13 protein-coding genes are annotated in these 14,746 nt (G+C 69.3%); 7 read left to right on the top strand and 6 right to left on the bottom strand.

Annotation, left to right across the window (positions count from 1 at the left end; translation table 11 throughout):
* Nucleotides 1-172: 172 nt before the first annotated feature.
* On the bottom strand, nt 173-1,225 hold the full coding sequence (gene trpD / locus DEI82_RS03890) for an anthranilate phosphoribosyltransferase (RefSeq protein ID WP_111013323.1): 1,053 nt from the start codon (nt 1,223-1,225) through the stop codon (nt 173-175).
* A 71-nt stretch (nt 1,226-1,296) separates the two neighbouring features.
* Here trpD and DEI82_RS03885 point away from each other — a divergent pair, with 71 nt between their 5' ends.
* The 5 genes from DEI82_RS03885 to DEI82_RS03865 all read left to right on the top strand — a co-directional run bounded on the left by DEI82_RS03885 (nt 1,297) and on the right by DEI82_RS03865 (nt 6,746).
* Complete coding sequence (locus tag DEI82_RS03885; protein WP_111009046.1) at nt 1,297-1,935, top strand: heme-copper oxidase subunit III; 639 nt, start codon at nt 1,297-1,299, stop codon at nt 1,933-1,935.
* A 21-nt stretch (nt 1,936-1,956) separates the two neighbouring features.
* Nucleotides 1,957-2,784: a c-type cytochrome gene (locus DEI82_RS03880; protein ID WP_111013324.1), complete on the top strand. Its 828-nt coding sequence runs from the start codon at nt 1,957-1,959 to the stop codon at nt 2,782-2,784.
* 37 nt (nt 2,785-2,821) lie between these two features.
* Nucleotides 2,822-3,895 (top strand): ubiquinol-cytochrome c reductase iron-sulfur subunit, encoded by a 1,074-nt coding sequence (locus tag DEI82_RS03875; protein WP_111013325.1) that lies wholly within the window; start codon nt 2,822-2,824, stop codon nt 3,893-3,895.
* A complete protein-coding gene (locus tag DEI82_RS03870; RefSeq protein ID WP_111013326.1) occupies nt 3,892-5,598 on the top strand; it encodes a cytochrome bc complex cytochrome b subunit in 1,707 nt (568 codons plus the stop codon). Before DEI82_RS03875 ends, DEI82_RS03870 begins: the two co-directional genes overlap by 4 nt.
* Before the next feature lie 185 nt (nt 5,599-5,783).
* On the top strand, nt 5,784-6,746 hold the full coding sequence (locus DEI82_RS03865; RefSeq protein ID WP_111009042.1) for a phosphodiesterase: 963 nt from the start codon (nt 5,784-5,786) through the stop codon (nt 6,744-6,746).
* Here the strand turns inward: DEI82_RS03865 and DEI82_RS03860 are convergent.
* The 4 genes from DEI82_RS03860 to DEI82_RS03845 all read right to left on the bottom strand — a co-directional run bounded on the left by DEI82_RS03860 (nt 6,733) and on the right by DEI82_RS03845 (nt 11,084).
* Nucleotides 6,733-8,319, bottom strand: a complete 1,587-nt coding sequence (locus tag DEI82_RS03860) for a stealth conserved region 3 domain-containing protein (RefSeq protein ID WP_111035862.1) — start codon at nt 8,317-8,319, stop codon at nt 6,733-6,735. The genes DEI82_RS03865 and DEI82_RS03860 overlap by 14 nt on opposite strands.
* A 113-nt stretch (nt 8,320-8,432) precedes the next feature.
* Nucleotides 8,433-8,780, bottom strand: coding sequence for a DUF6804 family protein (locus tag DEI82_RS03855; RefSeq protein ID WP_111035861.1), 348 nt, complete (start codon nt 8,778-8,780; stop codon nt 8,433-8,435).
* A complete protein-coding gene (locus tag DEI82_RS03850) occupies nt 8,780-9,484 on the bottom strand; it encodes a GDSL-type esterase/lipase family protein (protein ID WP_111025706.1) in 705 nt (234 codons plus the stop codon). The genes DEI82_RS03855 and DEI82_RS03850 overlap by 1 nt, the downstream gene beginning before the upstream one ends.
* A 64-nt stretch (nt 9,485-9,548) precedes the next feature.
* Nucleotides 9,549-11,084, bottom strand: a complete 1,536-nt coding sequence (locus tag DEI82_RS03845) for an SDR family oxidoreductase (RefSeq protein WP_111009039.1) — start codon at nt 11,082-11,084, stop codon at nt 9,549-9,551.
* A 25-nt stretch (nt 11,085-11,109) separates the two neighbouring features.
* Between DEI82_RS03845 and deoC the strand changes: the two genes are divergently transcribed.
* Nucleotides 11,110-11,841, top strand: a complete 732-nt coding sequence (gene deoC, locus DEI82_RS03840; protein WP_258371947.1) for a deoxyribose-phosphate aldolase — start codon at nt 11,110-11,112, stop codon at nt 11,839-11,841.
* A gap of 88 nt (nt 11,842-11,929) precedes the next feature.
* Nucleotides 11,930-12,460, top strand: a complete 531-nt coding sequence (locus DEI82_RS03835) for a hypothetical protein (RefSeq protein ID WP_111009037.1) — start codon at nt 11,930-11,932, stop codon at nt 12,458-12,460.
* 15 nt (nt 12,461-12,475) lie between these two features.
* Here the strand turns inward: DEI82_RS03835 and DEI82_RS03830 are convergent, their stop codons facing one another.
* Nucleotides 12,476-14,746 (bottom strand): bifunctional (p)ppGpp synthetase/guanosine-3',5'-bis(diphosphate) 3'-pyrophosphohydrolase, encoded by a 2,271-nt coding sequence (locus DEI82_RS03830; RefSeq protein ID WP_111035952.1) that lies wholly within the window; start codon nt 14,744-14,746, stop codon nt 12,476-12,478.

Below are 14,746 nucleotides of genomic sequence, written 5' to 3'. Positions count from 1 at the left end.
TGACGCCCGCCGACGGACGGCCCCGACCACGACCGTGGCCGGGGCCGTCCGCGTGTCGGTCGGGAGGACCGGCCTCCCCCGCCGCACGGCCCGCCTCGTCCCCGAGCGGTCCGGACCTGACGGGGATGGACGACGCGCGTCGTCGACACGCCCGTGCTCCGTGAGGAACGCCTCAGGCTCGATGCTCGCCCACCCAGGCCGCGAGCTTCGCTTCCGCCGCTCCGGAGTCGACGGCGTCGGCCGCGACCACGAGTTCCTCGCGGAACCGCTGTAGCAGCGGCCGCAACACCTGTGTGGGATCGGCGGCGAGCCGGAACGCGACGAGGCCGGCGGCGGCGTTGAGGAGCACGATGTCGCGCACCGCCCCGGTCTCCCCCGCCAGCACGCGCCGCACGATCGCGGCGTTCTCGGCGGGCTCGCCGCCCAGGAGGTCGGTCGTTCGGGCACGAGGGATGCCGAGGTCCCGGGGATCGAGATCGTGCTCGGTCACGGAGCCGCCGCTGACCTCCCAGATGTGGCTGTGGCCCGTCGTGGTGAGCTCGTCGAGACCGTCGTCCCCCCGGAACACCAGGGCCGTCGCACCCCGTGTCTGGAACACGCCCGTGATGATCGGCACGAGGTCGAGCTGCGCCACGCCGACGGCGTTCGCCTCGCACCGAGCCGGGTTCACGAGGGGTCCGAGGAAGTTGAAGACCGTGGGGACGCCGATCTCGCGGCGGACCGACGCGGCGTGGGCGAACCCCGGGTGGAAGGCACTCGCGAACGCGAACGTCAGGCCGACACGACGGAACGTCTCGGCGACACGCGCGGCGTCGAGGGTGAGGTCGAGGCCGAGTGCCGCGAGCACGTCGGACGACCCCGAACGGGAACTCGATGCGCGGTTGCCGTGCTTGACGACGGGCACCCCGGCGGACGCGATGACGATCGCCGCCATGGTCGAGACGTTCACGGTCCCGACGACGTCGCCACCCGTCCCGACGATGTCGAGCGCCATGGGGTCGACGTCGAGTGGGACGGCGCTCTCGAGGATCGCGTCACGGAACCCGACGACCTCGTCCACCGTCTCGCCCTTCGCGCGGAGCGCGACGAGGAACCCCGCGATCTGGGCGGGTGTGGCACGCCCGGCGACGATCTCCTCCATGGCCCATGCGGATTCGCTGATCGACAGGTCCGTGCCGGCCATGAGGGAGCCGATGACCGACGGCCAGGAGAACGAGTCGTGCATGCCCCCGATCGTACTGATTTCGAAGGACCCGCCAGTTGCCTGCGAAAACACTGTCCGTGGTTCGGGCCATAATGGACGACGTGACAAGCACCCCTCTCTCCAGACCAGCCCAGGGCGCGGTCCTGAACCGGCCGAACCCCGTCGCCGTGGGGACCATCGTGTGGCTGGGCAGCGAGGTCATGTTCTTCGCCGGCCTGTTCGCGATCTACTTCACGCTGCGCAGCACGTCCCCGAAGCTCTGGGCGACCGAGACCGCGCACCTCGACGTGCCGTACGCCGCCACGAACACGATCGTCCTGGTCCTGTCGAGCTTCGCCTGCCAGTTCGCGGTGTTCGCCGCCGAGCGCTTCCAGGTGCACCGCACGAGCTGGAAGCCCCGCGACTGGGGCATGACCGAGTGGTTCTTCGTCACCTACTGCATGGGCGCGGTGTTCATCTGCGGCCAGGTCTACGAGTACTCGAACCTCTGGCACGAGGGCGTCACGCTGTCCTCGAGCGCCTACGGGTCTGCCTTCTTCATGACCACGGGCTTCCACGGCCTCCACGTCACCGGCGGCCTCCTCGCGTTCCTCCTGACCCTCGGCCGCGGCTTCGCCGCGAAGAACTTCGGTCACAAGGAAGCGACCACCGCGATCGTCGTGTCGTACTACTGGCACTTCGTCGATGTCGTCTGGATCGGCCTCTTCGCCGTCATCTACCTTCTCAAGTAGGAATCGGATAGCCCCACGCGCATGTTCTCTCGAAGCAAGTCCGAGCGCCGCACCGGCGCCAAGAAGGGCCGCCGCTCCCCGCTGGCGACCGTGTCGCTGATCGTCGTCGGCCTGATGACGACCGGTGGCGCGTACGCCCTGTTCACCTCATCGGCCAACGCGGACTCCTCGCAGTCGACGACGGTCGCGGCCACCAGTCAGTCGCGGGTCAACGAGGGGCAGAAGCTCTTCGCGTCGAACTGCGCCACGTGCCACGGGCTCAGCGCACAGGGCACGAAGTCCGGTCCGTCGCTCATCGGCGTCGGCGCCGCCTCGGTCGACTTCCAGGTCGGCACGGGTCGCATGCCCGCGGCGTCGAACGGCCCGCAGGTCGAGGAGAAGCCCGCGCAGTTCACGGATGAGCAGGTCGCGGACATCGCCGCCTACGTGTCGTCGCTCGGCCCGGGCCCGTCCATACCGAAGGCGAGCCTCACCAACGGCAACGCCAACGCGGCCAAGGGCGCCGAACTGTTCCGGGTGAACTGCGCGATGTGCCACAACGTCGCGGGTGCCGGCGGTGCCCTGACCGAGGGCAAGTACGCGCCGAACCTCAAGACGGTGTCGGGCAAGCACATCTACGAGGCCATGCTCACCGGTCCGCAGAACATGCCGGTCTTCAACGACCTGAACATCACGCCGAAGCAGAAGGCGGACATCATCACCTATCTGAAGTACATCCAGGACACGAAGTCCCCGGGCGGGTTCGCCCTCGGTGACATCGGCCCGGTGGCAGAGGGCCTGTTCCTCTGGATCTTCGGACTCGGTGCGGTCGTCGCGGTGACCGTCTGGCTCACCGCGAAGACCAACTGATCGACCCGTGTCGCACGACACCACTGAAGGGAACACCATGACAGAGCGCGACGACGACGTACTGTCCGCGTCCTCCGCTGTCGAGAAGCACGACACGCCCTCGATCCCCGCCGGTACCGCGGTCCTGCCCGCCGAGCCGTTCCAGAACCCGGGTGAGCCGCCGCACCGCCCGCGGCGGACCGACGTCGACCCGAAGAAGGAGCGTCTGGCCGAGCGTCAGGTGGCGACGTTCTTCTACGTCTCGATCATCGGCAGCATCCTGGCGATCGCGTCCTACGTCGCGTTCCCCGTCCGCGCCGGCGACCTGTCGACGGTCCGCTTCGGCAACCTGTTCCTCGGTCTGTCGATCACGCTGGCGCTCCTCGCCCTCGGGTTCGGTGCCGTCTACTGGTCCAAGACCCTCGTCGTGGACCGCGAGATCTCCGAGCAGCGTCACGCGACCCGTGGCTCCGAGGAGACCCGTGCGAAGGCCGTCGAGGCCTTCCGGCTCGGCGACAAGGAATCGGGCTTCAACCGTCGAACGGTCATCCGCAACAGCCTCATCGGTGCGCTCGTGGCGTTCCCGCTCCCTGGTGTCGTGCTGGTGCGCGATCTCGCGCCCGCTGCCGACCCCAACAAGCTCCTCAGCTACACGATGTGGAAGCAGGGCACCCGCCTGACGAAGGACCCGACCGGCCTGCCGATCAAGGCGTCCGACGTCACCCAGGGCTCGGTCTTCCACGTGATCCCCGACGGTCTGCTCGACAAGTCGGACATGCTCGAGGAGAAGGCCAAGGCGGCCGTCCTGCTCATGCGCCTGGACCCGTCGGAGCTCCATCCCCGCAAGGGCCAGGAACACTGGGGGTACGACGGCATCGTCGCCTACTCGAAGATCTGCACCCACGTCGGATGCCCCGTCGCGCTCTACGAGCAGCAGACGCACCACCTGCTGTGCCCGTGCCACCAGTCGACGTTCGATGTCGCGCACAGCTGCGAGGTCATCTTCGGCCCGGCGAGCCGGCCCCTTCCCCAACTTCCCATCACGGTCGACTCCGAGGGCTACCTGGTCGCACAGAGCGACTTCCACGAGCCCGTCGGCCCCAGCTTCTGGGAGCGTGAGCGCGTTTCATGAGCACCACCACCACACGGACCACCGGTCCCACGCCGGCGGCTGCCACACCGCCGCAGAACGCGCCGACGCCGACGTCCCGGCTGGTCGGCGCGGCCGCGAACTACATCGACGAGCGCACGAGCATCTCCGGGCTGGTCAAAGAGGTCGGTCGCAAGATCTTCCCCGACCACTGGTCGTTCATGCTCGGCGAGGTGGCGCTCTACAGCTTCGTCGTCGTGCTGCTGTCCGGCACCTTCCTGACGTTCTTCTTCCAGGCGTCGATGGCGGACGTCTCGTACGACGGCTCGTGGGTGCCGCTCAAGGGCATCGAGATGTCGGCGGCTTACCAGTCGACGCTCAACATCTCGTTCGACATCCGCGGCGGTCTGTTCGTCCGGCAGATCCACCACTGGGCGGCGCTGCTGTTCGTGGCCTCGATCATGCTGCACATGCTCCGGGTGTACTTCACGGGCGCGTTCCGCAAGCCGCGTGAGCTCAACTGGGTGTTCGGCTTCCTCCTCTGGGTCCTCGCCATGGCCGAGGGTTTCACGGGGTACTCGCTGCCCGACGACCTGTTGTCCGGCAACGGCCTCCGCATCATCGTCGGCATGATCGAGGGTGTCCCGGTCATCGGCGTGTGGATCGCCTACCTGCTGTTCGGCGGGGAATTCCCGGGGACCGCGATCGTCGGCCGCCTGTACACGCTGCACATCCTGCTGCTGCCGGCGATCCTGGTCGCCGTGCTCGGTGTGCACCTCGTGCTCGTCGTCATCAACAAGCACACGCAGTACGCCGGCCCGGGCCGCACCAACGAGAACGTCGTCGGTGTCCCGATCCTCCCGGCCTTCGCCGCGAAGGCGGGCGGGTTCTTCTTCATCGTCGCGGGCATCCTCGCCCTGATCGCGTCGCTGTTCACGATCAACCCGATCTGGACGTACGGTCCGTACGACCCGTCACCCGTGTCCGCGGGGACCCAGCCCGACTGGTACATCGGCTTCGCCGACGGCGCCCTGCGTCTGGTCCCGCCGCACTGGGAGTTCGTGATCTGGGGCAACTACACGCTCTCGATGAACATCCTCGCGCCGATCATCGTGCTCGTGCTGCTCATCAGCGCCATCCTGCTGTACCCGTTCCTCGAGGCGTGGGTCACGGGCGACAAGCGCGAGCACCACATCGCCGACCGCCCGCGGAACGCGCCGACCCGCACGGCCATCGGTGCCGCCGGCATGACGCTGTACGGCAGCCTCTGGGCCGCTGCGAGCTCGGACATCATCGCCACGCACTTCATGGTCTCCCTGAACCACGTCATCCACGTGGTGCAGGCGATGGTCGTCCTCGGCCCGTTCTTCGCCTTCTGGATCACGAAGCGCGTCTGTCTCGCGCTGCAGAAGAAGGACCGCGAGATCGTGCTGCACGGGTACGAGTCGGGCCGCATCGTGCGCCTGCCGCACGGCGAGTACATCGAGGTCCACGAGCAGCTCGACGAGTACGAGCGGTGGCGTCTGCTGCAGTTCAACGAGTACCAGCCGCTCATGCTCCGTCCGAACGCACGCGGCAAGATCAGCCCGGTCGAGCGGGTCCGCGCTCGGATGTCGAAGTTCTTCTTCGAGGATCGCATCGCCCCCGTCTCCAAGCCCGAGCTCGACGCCGCGCATGCGGCGCACCACGGGCCGGACCTCGAGGGCACGCACCAGGCGCCGCAGGTCGGCAGCGGCGGTCACTGAACCGACACACGGGAGCGCCCGACCACGATGGTGGTCGGGCGCTTCGTCGTTCGTCGTTCACCTGGGGACGATCGGACACGCCCACCCAGTTCAGGGCACGTTCACGCGCGGGTGCTGGACTGGTGTACGTGGCTGTGACAACGTTGGCCGCGCTGTTCCTCGACGAGTGATTGATTGCGAGCTCCATGGACATCCGGACGGCCGAACACCCCAGGCCGAACCACTTCCTGCTCCACCTCTCCGACACCCACCTCATCGCCGCCGACGGCGAGCTGTACGGAGACGTCGACTCGGCTGCGCGGTTGCAGCAGATCGTCGACGAGATCGAGGCGTCGGGTTCGCACCCCGAGGCCATCGTCGTCACGGGCGACGTCGCGGACCGCGGTGAGCCAGGAGCGTACGCACGGGTCCGCCGCATCCTCGAACCGGCGTCGGAACGACTCGGTGCCCAGCTCATCTGGGCGATGGGCAACCACGACGAGCGTGGCGCGTTCCGGCGTGAGCTGTTCGGTCTGCAGCCCACCGACCGGCCCGTGGACTTCGTGTACGACGTCAACGGGCTCCGGGTGATCACGCTCGACACGAGTGTCCCTGGCCACCACTACGGGGAACTGACCTCCGCGCAGCTCGACTGGCTCGCCGAGGAACTCAGCGTGGCGGCGCCGCACGGCACCATCCTCGCGCTCCACCACCCGCCCGTGCCGAGTGTCCAGGACCTGACGGTCCTCGTCGAACTGCGCGACCAGCAGGCACTCGCCGAGGTGGTGGAGGGCTCCGACATCATCTCGATCATCGGTGGCCACTTGCACTACTCGACGACGTCGCAGTTCGCCGGGATCCCCGTCTCGGTCGCCAGCGCGACCTGCTACACGCAGGACCTGGTCACCGAGGGCGGTGGCACCCGCGGGCGCGACGGTGCGCAGTCGTTCAACCTCGTGCACGTGTACGGATCGACCGTGGTCCACTCGGTCGTTCCGATCGGGCACTACGCGACCGTGGGCGAGCGCGTCGCGCCGGTACAGGTTGCCGAACGGCTCGCTGCGGCAGGCGTGGTCATCCCGGCCGCGGTCGAACCGCAGCCGGTCACCTCGAGCATCCCGGTGTTCCGCGACGAGGTGGTGCCGGCCTCCCCCGTCAGCCGGCGGTAGCGGCTCCGGCGGGAGCGATCCCATCGGTGGGCCGCTCCCACGGGGCCGGGAACGGGAAGTACTTCTCGAGGAAGTCCGTCACCCGCGCGGTGCGCTCGTCGTCGGAGACCTCCGGGAAGCTCCCGTCGTTGAGGCAGAAGAAGTCGACGTTGCGCCGCCGGAGCAGCTCGTCGAGCGCCGTGAGGCCGGACACCATGGTCGTGTCGACGTACTGCACCACCGCGTTCTCCTGGACGATGGCGCGCCCGGTCATGAGTGCGTAGTAGTGGTACAGCGAGTTCGTCACGGAGATGTTGTCGGCGGCGCGGAACCGTGACGCTGCGGTGCGCGCGAACTCGTCGGCGAACTCGTGCTCCATCTCGGACATGACGCTCTTGCGGAGCGGGGTGGCGGCGTGTTCGAGGTGCCGCGTGGTGATCGCGCCGAACCGCTGCTGGAGGAGCTGCCGGTTCACCCGTGCCGAGTTCTCGAAGCCGCTGCGCTGGGCGTTGTTCGTCCCCAGGCCGATCCGGGTGGTGGCGAGGATGAACTTCGTGATCGAGCCGGGCGAGAAGAACATCGACGGGTCGACCCAGCGGCCGAAGAACATGTCGTCGTTCGAGTAGATGAAGTGTTCGCTCAAGCCGGGGATGTGGTGGAGCTGTGACTCGACGGCCTGCGAGTTGTGCGTCGGCAGGACCGACGGATCGGCGAAGAACTCCTCGCTCCGGACGATCCGCACCCGTGGGTGATCGGCGAGCCAAGCCGGGGCGGGGGAATCGGTCGCGATGTAGATCGTGCGGATCCAGGGCGCGAACGTGTGCACCGACCGGAGTGCGTACTTGAGCTCGTCGATCTGCCGGAAGCGGGCCGGGGCGTCGTCGCCCTCGCCCAGGACGGCGCCGGCCTGCTGTGCTTGCCGGGCGCGCTGGTACTCGATCGCGTTGCCGTCGACCCACGAGAAGACGATGTCGATGGGGAACGTGATGTCGCTGACGTGGTCGTCGAACATGTGCTCGATCGTCTGCCACGTGCGGCCGTAGCGCTCCACCTCGGTCCGGACGAACTCGTCGAGCGGCAGACTGCGGCGCATCATCGCGTTCTCGACGGGCGCGAGGACCTCGGTGTCGGTGACGCGCCAGAACTCGACCTGGACCGCGGTGTCCGCGCCGTAGCGGAGGCGACCGATCGGCTCCAGACGGGGACGGAACAGCCGCAGCACGTCCCTCCCGGACTGCCCGAGACCGTCGTCGGCGATCAGGACCGCGCGCTCCCCAGGTGGCTTCGCGTAGAACGGCTCGTTCACGCAGGCGTCCATGAGCGTGCTCTCGGCGCGCTGTCGGTCACGCTCGTCGAGCGCGAGGACGGGCCGGGTGTCGTTGCCGCGGATGAGCATGTGGTCGACGTCGGCGGCCGTGAGCGCGTCGTCGATGAAGAGCAGGTCCTCGATCATCGACTGCTGCGGGGTGAGGTGCCCGTTGAGGAGCGTCAGCCGGCCCTTCCGGACCACGACGTCGGATCGTTCGAGTCCGCCGGAGGACGGATGAGGGTTCAGCAGCGGACTCTCGGTCTCCGGTGCGGTCTCGTCGGCCATCCACGCCCTTCTCGATGCGGTCGGGCACGGTGCCCGCCATCCGAATCCTATCGGTCCACGGTGGCGGCGTCAGTGCGGTCGCTCGGCGGCGTGAGCGCGCGCGTGACCGTCCGTCAGGTGCGGTCGTCGGGCACCTTCACGACGATGCCCACCGCGACGAACGCCGCGGCCGCGACGATCTGGAGGGCCGCCCACAGCTGGCCGGGGATCGGCACCGTCACGACGGGGTTCCAGCACACGGCGATCGCCAGCGTGACGGCGGCGGCGACCCACGCTCGCGCCCGGATCGCGAACACGATGACGACCAGCGCCAGGAACGTCACGCCGACACGCACGAACACGAAGCCGGACGAGCCGACGAGCGCGATGCAGGCCAGGAGGCCCACCGCGGCCAGGAGGCCGGGCGCGAGAGCGGGACGTGTGAAGTCCGGTTCCGCCTGTCGGCGGGAGCCGGACGGCATCAGCGCTGGAGGTCGCGGAGGTCCGCCAGGTTGATCGGACGCGACATGGGCGGCAGGTCCCGGAGCCGCTCGAGCGCGGGGAGGAGCTCGCCCACCACGGCGCGGTAGCCGTCCTCGTTGAGGTGCAGGTCGTCCTCGGTGAACCGGGGGTCGATCCGGTCGCCCTCGGCGAGTGCCGGCCACAGGTCGAGGAACTGCGCGCGGCAGGTCGCGACGAACTGCCGGAGGTGCCGGTTCGCCTCCTCGATCCGGGGTGTGAACGACGCCGCGCGGGGCAGGATCGACACGAGCAGCAGCCGGACGCCCGGCAGGTCCCGGCGCAGGTCCACCAGGATGGACTCGACGTTGCGCACGACGTGCTCCGCGGTCGCCCGGTGGTTGCCGAAGTCGTTCGTGCCGATGAGCAGCACGATGACGTCGGGCTGTGCCGCGACGACCTCGTCGAGGCGCGCGAGCACGCCGTCGGTGGTGTCCCCGTTCACCCCGAGGTTCCGCACCCGCTCCCCCGGCAGCCACGACTGCCAGTCGCCGCCCGCCGTCAGGCTGTCGCCCACGAACAGCACGAGTTCGCCGTCGTGGTCCGAGGACGACGGCCGCTGGCGTGGGGCCTGGGTGGCGGACGAGTCCGCTGCTGCTTCCCCCGCGGGAGCCTCGTGGGCTTCGTCCGCGCCGCCTTGTTCGATTCCGGTCTGCTCGTCGGTCATGACTGCCTCCTCGACGTCGTGGTCCATTCTGCCGTGGGCGGGCTTCCGGTGCGAGCCGGGGACCTCATCCGGCCGCCGATCGTTCGCTCGCGGCGGTCTCGCGGTGTGGTGTGCCGAGCGGCGCCTCGTGTGGGAGGTCCTGGCGTCCGCCGCCGCGTTCCGCACGCGCCGTGATGCGCTCGACCATGCCGGGGAAGATGATCCCGTGGAACGGGAGGATCGACCACCAGTAGAGGCGTCCGGCGAGTCCCTGCGGGAACCAGATCGCCCGCTGGTGGTACTCGGAGCCGTCCTCGGTTGGCCGCACGGACAGCTCCAGCCAGGCGCGGCCCGGGGCCTTGAACTCCGCTCGCAACCGGAGGTAACGGCCCCGGTCGAGCTCCTCGACCCGCCACCAGTCCAGGACGTCCCCGGTCTCGAGTCGATCCGGGTTCCGTCGGCCGCGGCTCAGACCGACGCCACCGGCGATGCGGTCCATCCACCCGCGCAGGGCCCAGGCGAGGGGCAGCGAGTACCAGCCGTTGTCGCCACCGATCGACTCGATGACACGCCAGACGTCCTCAGCCGAGGCCGTCGTCCGGCGCGTTCGGTCGTCGACGTCCACGACGTGGCCGGCCCACTCCGGATCGCTCGGCAGCGGGTCGCTCGGCGCGCCGTCCATGCTCGCGTTGCGCCAGCTCGTCTCGACCTCGCCCTCGCGCGTCTTCTGCAACGCGAGTCGGACGGCCGTCCGGTACGGGGTCAGGCCGCCGTCGGGATGCGGGATGAACGCGTCGATGTCGTGTTCCCGCTGCACGCACTCGTACTGCAAGGACTCGATGATCGGCTTGGCGAGGGCACGCGGGATCGGCGTCACCAGGTTGAACCAGTGGGCCGCCAGCTCGGGCGTCAGGACCGGGAGGGTCGAGATCGGTCGCTGGGGCAGGCCCGCCTCGACCGCGTACGCGTTGAGCATCTGTCCGTAGCGGAGGACGTCGGGGCCGCCGATGTCGAAGGTCCGGTTGACGTCCGCCGGTAGCTCGATCGCCCGGACGAGGTAGTACAGGACGTCGCGGACGGCGATCGGCTGGATGCGGTTCCGGACCCACCGCGGTGCCGGCATCCATGGCAGCACGTCGGTGAGGTGCCGGATCATCTCGAACGAGGTGCTGCCGGACCCGATGACGACCCCCGCCTGCAGGGCGACGGTGGGGACGCCCGAGTCGAGGAGGACCTGCCCGACCTCGGCCCGGCTGCGGAGGTGCTTGCTCGTCGCACCGTCCGGGTGCAGCCCGCCGAGGTAGACGAACCGTCGGACACCGGCGGCGCGTGCGGCCGAGGCCATCGTGCGGGCGGCACGGCGCTCGGTCTCCTCGAAGTCGCCGCGCGTCCCCATGCTGTGCGCGAGGTAGTACACGGCCTCCATGCCGTCGACGGCGCGAGCGACCGCGTCGGCGTCGGTGAGGTCGCCCTGCACCACCTCGACGCGATCTCGCCACGGCACGTCGTCGAGCTTGCGCGGGGTCCGGGCGAGGACACGGACGTCGTGGCCCGCCTCGAGCAGGCGCGGGACGAGGCGGCCGCCGATGTACCCGGTGGCTCCGGTGACGAGGAGACGCATGTCCGGGACGGTACGCTCGGATGCTGTGGAATCCGCACTGTTCCCCGCGTCCGCCGACGACGTCCGTCGTCTCATCGATCACGCGATCCTCAAGCCCGAACTCGACCGCGCCGCCGTCGACACCCAACTCGACGAGGCGGCGACCCACCGGGTCCTCAGCGTGTGCGTCCGTCCCAGTGACGTCCGACACGCCGTCGAGCGCCTCACCGGTACCGGCGTGGGAGTCGGCACCGTCATCGGGTTCCCGCACGGCACGACGACCACGAGCACCAAGACCGCGGAGGCCCGTCAGGCGATCGCCGATGGCGCTTTCGAGCTCGACATGGTGCAGCAGATCGGCGCGGCGAAGAGCGGCGACTGGGCCGCGGTCGAGGCCGATGTCCGCGCGGTGGTGGAGGTCGCGGGCGACGTCCCCGTCAAGGTGATCCTCGAGACCGCGTTCCTGACCGACGAGGAGATCGTCGCCGCCTGCCACGCGGCCGTCCGGGCGGGAGCCTCGTTCGTCAAGACGTCGACGGGCTTCGCGGGCGGCGGCGCGACCGAGGACCACATCCGGCTCATGCGGGCGACGGTCGGACCGGACGTCGGAGTGAAGGCGTCCGGCGGGGTGCGCGGTCTCGACGCCGTCATCGCCATGGTCGCCGCCGGGGCGGACCGCATCGGCACGAGCGCATCGGCGCGGATCATGGACGAGTACACCCATCGGGCTCGTACCGGTGCGGCGTCCGGCCTCGGGGACGACACCAGCTCGTACTGAGCGGCCCCAGATCGCCCGGTCGGGCGACTCGTCCACAGGGCGGGATGCACCGACGACGTCGGACCGACGGCCGCGCCAGACTCGTCCGGTGCGCCGCATCCACACCCCTGACGACCTCGCCCTCGCGGAGCTCTGCGCCGCGCGGCTGGACGGCGAGCTCTACGAGGTCGACGCCTGCTTCGCGTCCGTCGCGCTCCCCGACGACGCCCTGACGCGGGCGAGTGCGTTCGCGTGGTCCGTGTCCGACTCGCGCATCGTCGCCGAGCGGCTCACGGCCGCGTGGATCTGGGGTGCTCGGTCACGCGCCCCCGCCGTGCTGCAGGCCTGCGCCGGCCCCGGGACGCGCGCTCGGGCCTCCCGGCCGCGGCTTCGCGTGCGCGAGACCCGGCTCACTCGGTCCGACGTCGTCGTCGTCGGTCCGGCACGTGTCACCGCCCCCCTCCGGACGGCCGTCGACCTCCTGCGCGTCGGTGAGCGGTGGGAGCGGGACGACGCCGAGGCGGTGCGACGGTTGACCGCGCTCGTGCATCCGGACGCGATCCGGACCGCGCTGGCGGCGACGCGGTCCGCGCCACACTCGCGACAGGCGGTCGGCCGGCTCGAGGAGGCCCTGCGATGACCGCCCCCGGCCGGCTCAGCCCGCGCTGACCCGGTAGACGTCGTACACGGCGTCGATGCGGCGTACCGCGTTCAACACGCGGTCGAGGTGGGTCGTGTCACCCATCTCGAACACGAACCGGGACAGTGCCAACCGCTCGGACGAGGTCGACACGGTCGCCGACAGGATGTTGACGTGGTGTTCCGAGAGCACCCGGGTGACGTCGCTGAGGAGGCCAGCGCGGTCGAGAGCCTCGATCTGGATCTGCACGAGGAACACGCTCTTCGACGACGGGGCCCACTCGACCTCGATCATCCGGTCGGGCTCCTGCATGAGCGACTGCACGTTCGAGCATGTCGCCTGGTGCACCGACACGCCCTGTCCGCGCGTGATGAACCCGACGATCTGGTCCCCCGGCACCGGGGTGCAGCACTTCGCGAGCTTCACGAGGATGTCCGGTGCGCCGCGCACGAGCACGCCACTGTCGCTGTTCCGGAGCACCCGACTCGACACCCGGGCGGGGAACGTCAGCTCGGGTTCGTCGGTCTCGGTCTCGGTCTGGACGCTCGCGAGGATCTTCTCGATCACCGACTGTGTCGAGACGTGTCCCTCGCCGATGGCGGCGTACAGCGCCGAGACGTCCTCGTACCGCATGTTCGACGCGACCTCGGCGACGGTGTCCTGGCTCATGAGTCGCTGGAGCGGGAGGTTCTGCTTGCGCATCGCACGGGCGATGGCGTCGCGGCCCTGCTCGATCGCTTCCTCGCGGCGTTCCTTGGTGAACCACTGCTTGATCTTGTTGCGGGCCCGAGGACTCCGGACGAAGGCGAGCCAGTCCTGGCTCGGGCCGGAGTCGGGGTTCTTCGAGGTGAAGATCTCGACGACGTCGCCGCTCGACAGCTCGCTCTCGAGCGGCACGAGCCGACCGTTCACCTTCGCACCCATCGTGCGGTGGCCGATCTCGGTGTGCACCGCGTACGCGAAGTCCACGGGCGTGGCTCCGGCGGGCAGCCCGATCACCTTGCCCTGCGGCGTGAAGACGTAGGTCTCCTTCGCACCGATCTCGTACCGCAGCGAGTCGAGGAACTCGGTCGGGTCGCTCGTCTCCGCCTGCCAGTCCGAGATGTGCGCGAGCCATGCCATGTCGGCGTCGGAGTGGCTCGTCGTGTCGACGTCGCGGCCGTTCATCCGCTGCTTGTACTTCCAGTGGGCCGCGACCCCGAACTCGGCACGGAGGTGCATCTCGTGCGTGCGGATCTGGATCTCGACCGGGCGACCCTGCGGGCCGATGACGGTCGTGTGCAGCGACTGGTACAGGTTGAACTTCGGGGTCGCGATGTAGTCCTTGAAGCGTCCCGGGAGCGGGGTCCACCGCGCGTGGACCGACCCGAGCACGGCGTAGCAATCGCGGACCGTCGGCACGAGGACCCGGATGCCGACGAGGTCGTAGATCTCGTCGAACTCCCGCCCTCGCACGATCATCTTCTGGTAGATCGAGTAGTACTGCTTCGGGCGGCCCATCACGTCGCCGCGGATGCGCGCGGCCTTGAGGTCCTTCTTGACCAGGCCGATGACGTTCTGCACGAACTGTTCGCGCTTCGGGGTGCGCTCCTTGACGAGGCTGTCGATCTCGACGTACAGCTTCGGATGGAGGACCGCGAACGACAGGTCCTCGAGCTCGAGCTTGATCATCTGGATGCCGAGACGGTGCGCCAGGGGCGCGTAGATCTCGAGCGTCTCCTTGGCCTTCCTGGTCGCGGAGGCGGACTCGACGAAGCCCCATGTCCGCGCGTTGTGCAACCGGTCGGCGAGCTTGATGACGAGGACGCGGATGTCCTTCGACATCGCGACGACCATCTTGCGGACCGTCTCGGCTTGCGCGCTGTCGCCGTACTTGAGCTTGTCGAGCTTGGTGACGCCGTCGACGAGCATCGCGATCTCGTCACCGAAGTCGTCGCGGAGTTCGTCGAGTGTGTACTCGGTGTCCTCGACGGTGTCGTGGAGCAGCGCCGCCGCGATCGTGATGGACCCGATGCCGAGGTCGGCCAGGATCTGCGCGACCGCCACCGGATGGGTGATGTACGGCTCGCCTGACTTCCGGCGCTGTCCGTCGTGGGCGCGTTCGGCCACGGAGTAGGCGCGCTCGATGAGCGTCACGTCCGCCTTCGGGTGGTGCGCGCGGACCGTCCGGATGAGGGTGTCGACGGCCCCGGCCGGTTGGGCGCGCGAGAACAGTCGCGGGAGCAGGGAGCGCAACGACCCGATCGAACCGGTCGTGTTGGCACCGGTCGGGGCGCTCGACGGCAT

Source organism: Curtobacterium sp. MCBD17_019 (assembly GCF_003234555.1).
GTDB lineage: Bacteria > Actinomycetota > Actinomycetes > Actinomycetales > Microbacteriaceae > Curtobacterium.
The sequence above is the reverse complement of the archived record's forward strand: the minus strand, read 5'-3'. Positions and strand labels throughout refer to the sequence as shown.

Bases quoted from the DNA above. Each gene is read 5' to 3' on its own strand.
- trpD (WP_111013323.1), bottom strand. From the start codon at position 1,225: ATGCACGACTCGTTCTCCTGGCCGTCGGTCATCGGCTCCCTCATGGCC.
- DEI82_RS03885 (WP_111009046.1), top strand. From the start codon at position 1,297: ATGGACGACGTGACAAGCACCCCTCTCTCCAGACCAGCCCAGGGCGCG.
- DEI82_RS03880 (WP_111013324.1), top strand. From the start codon at position 1,957: ATGTTCTCTCGAAGCAAGTCCGAGCGCCGCACCGGCGCCAAGAAGGGC.
- DEI82_RS03875 (WP_111013325.1), top strand. From the start codon at position 2,822: ATGACAGAGCGCGACGACGACGTACTGTCCGCGTCCTCCGCTGTCGAG.
- DEI82_RS03870 (WP_111013326.1), top strand. From the start codon at position 3,892: ATGAGCACCACCACCACACGGACCACCGGTCCCACGCCGGCGGCTGCC.
- DEI82_RS03865 (WP_111009042.1), top strand. From the start codon at position 5,784: ATGGACATCCGGACGGCCGAACACCCCAGGCCGAACCACTTCCTGCTC.
- DEI82_RS03860 (WP_111035862.1), bottom strand. From the start codon at position 8,319: ATGGCCGACGAGACCGCACCGGAGACCGAGAGTCCGCTGCTGAACCCT.
- DEI82_RS03855 (WP_111035861.1), bottom strand. From the start codon at position 8,780: ATGCCGTCCGGCTCCCGCCGACAGGCGGAACCGGACTTCACACGTCCC.
- DEI82_RS03850 (WP_111025706.1), bottom strand. From the start codon at position 9,484: ATGACCGACGAGCAGACCGGAATCGAACAAGGCGGCGCGGACGAAGCC.
- DEI82_RS03845 (WP_111009039.1), bottom strand. From the start codon at position 11,084: ATGCGTCTCCTCGTCACCGGAGCCACCGGGTACATCGGCGGCCGCCTC.
- DEI82_RS03830 (WP_111035952.1), bottom strand. From the start codon at position 14,746: ATGCCGTCGAGCGCCCCGACCGGTGCCAACACGACCGGTTCGATCGGG.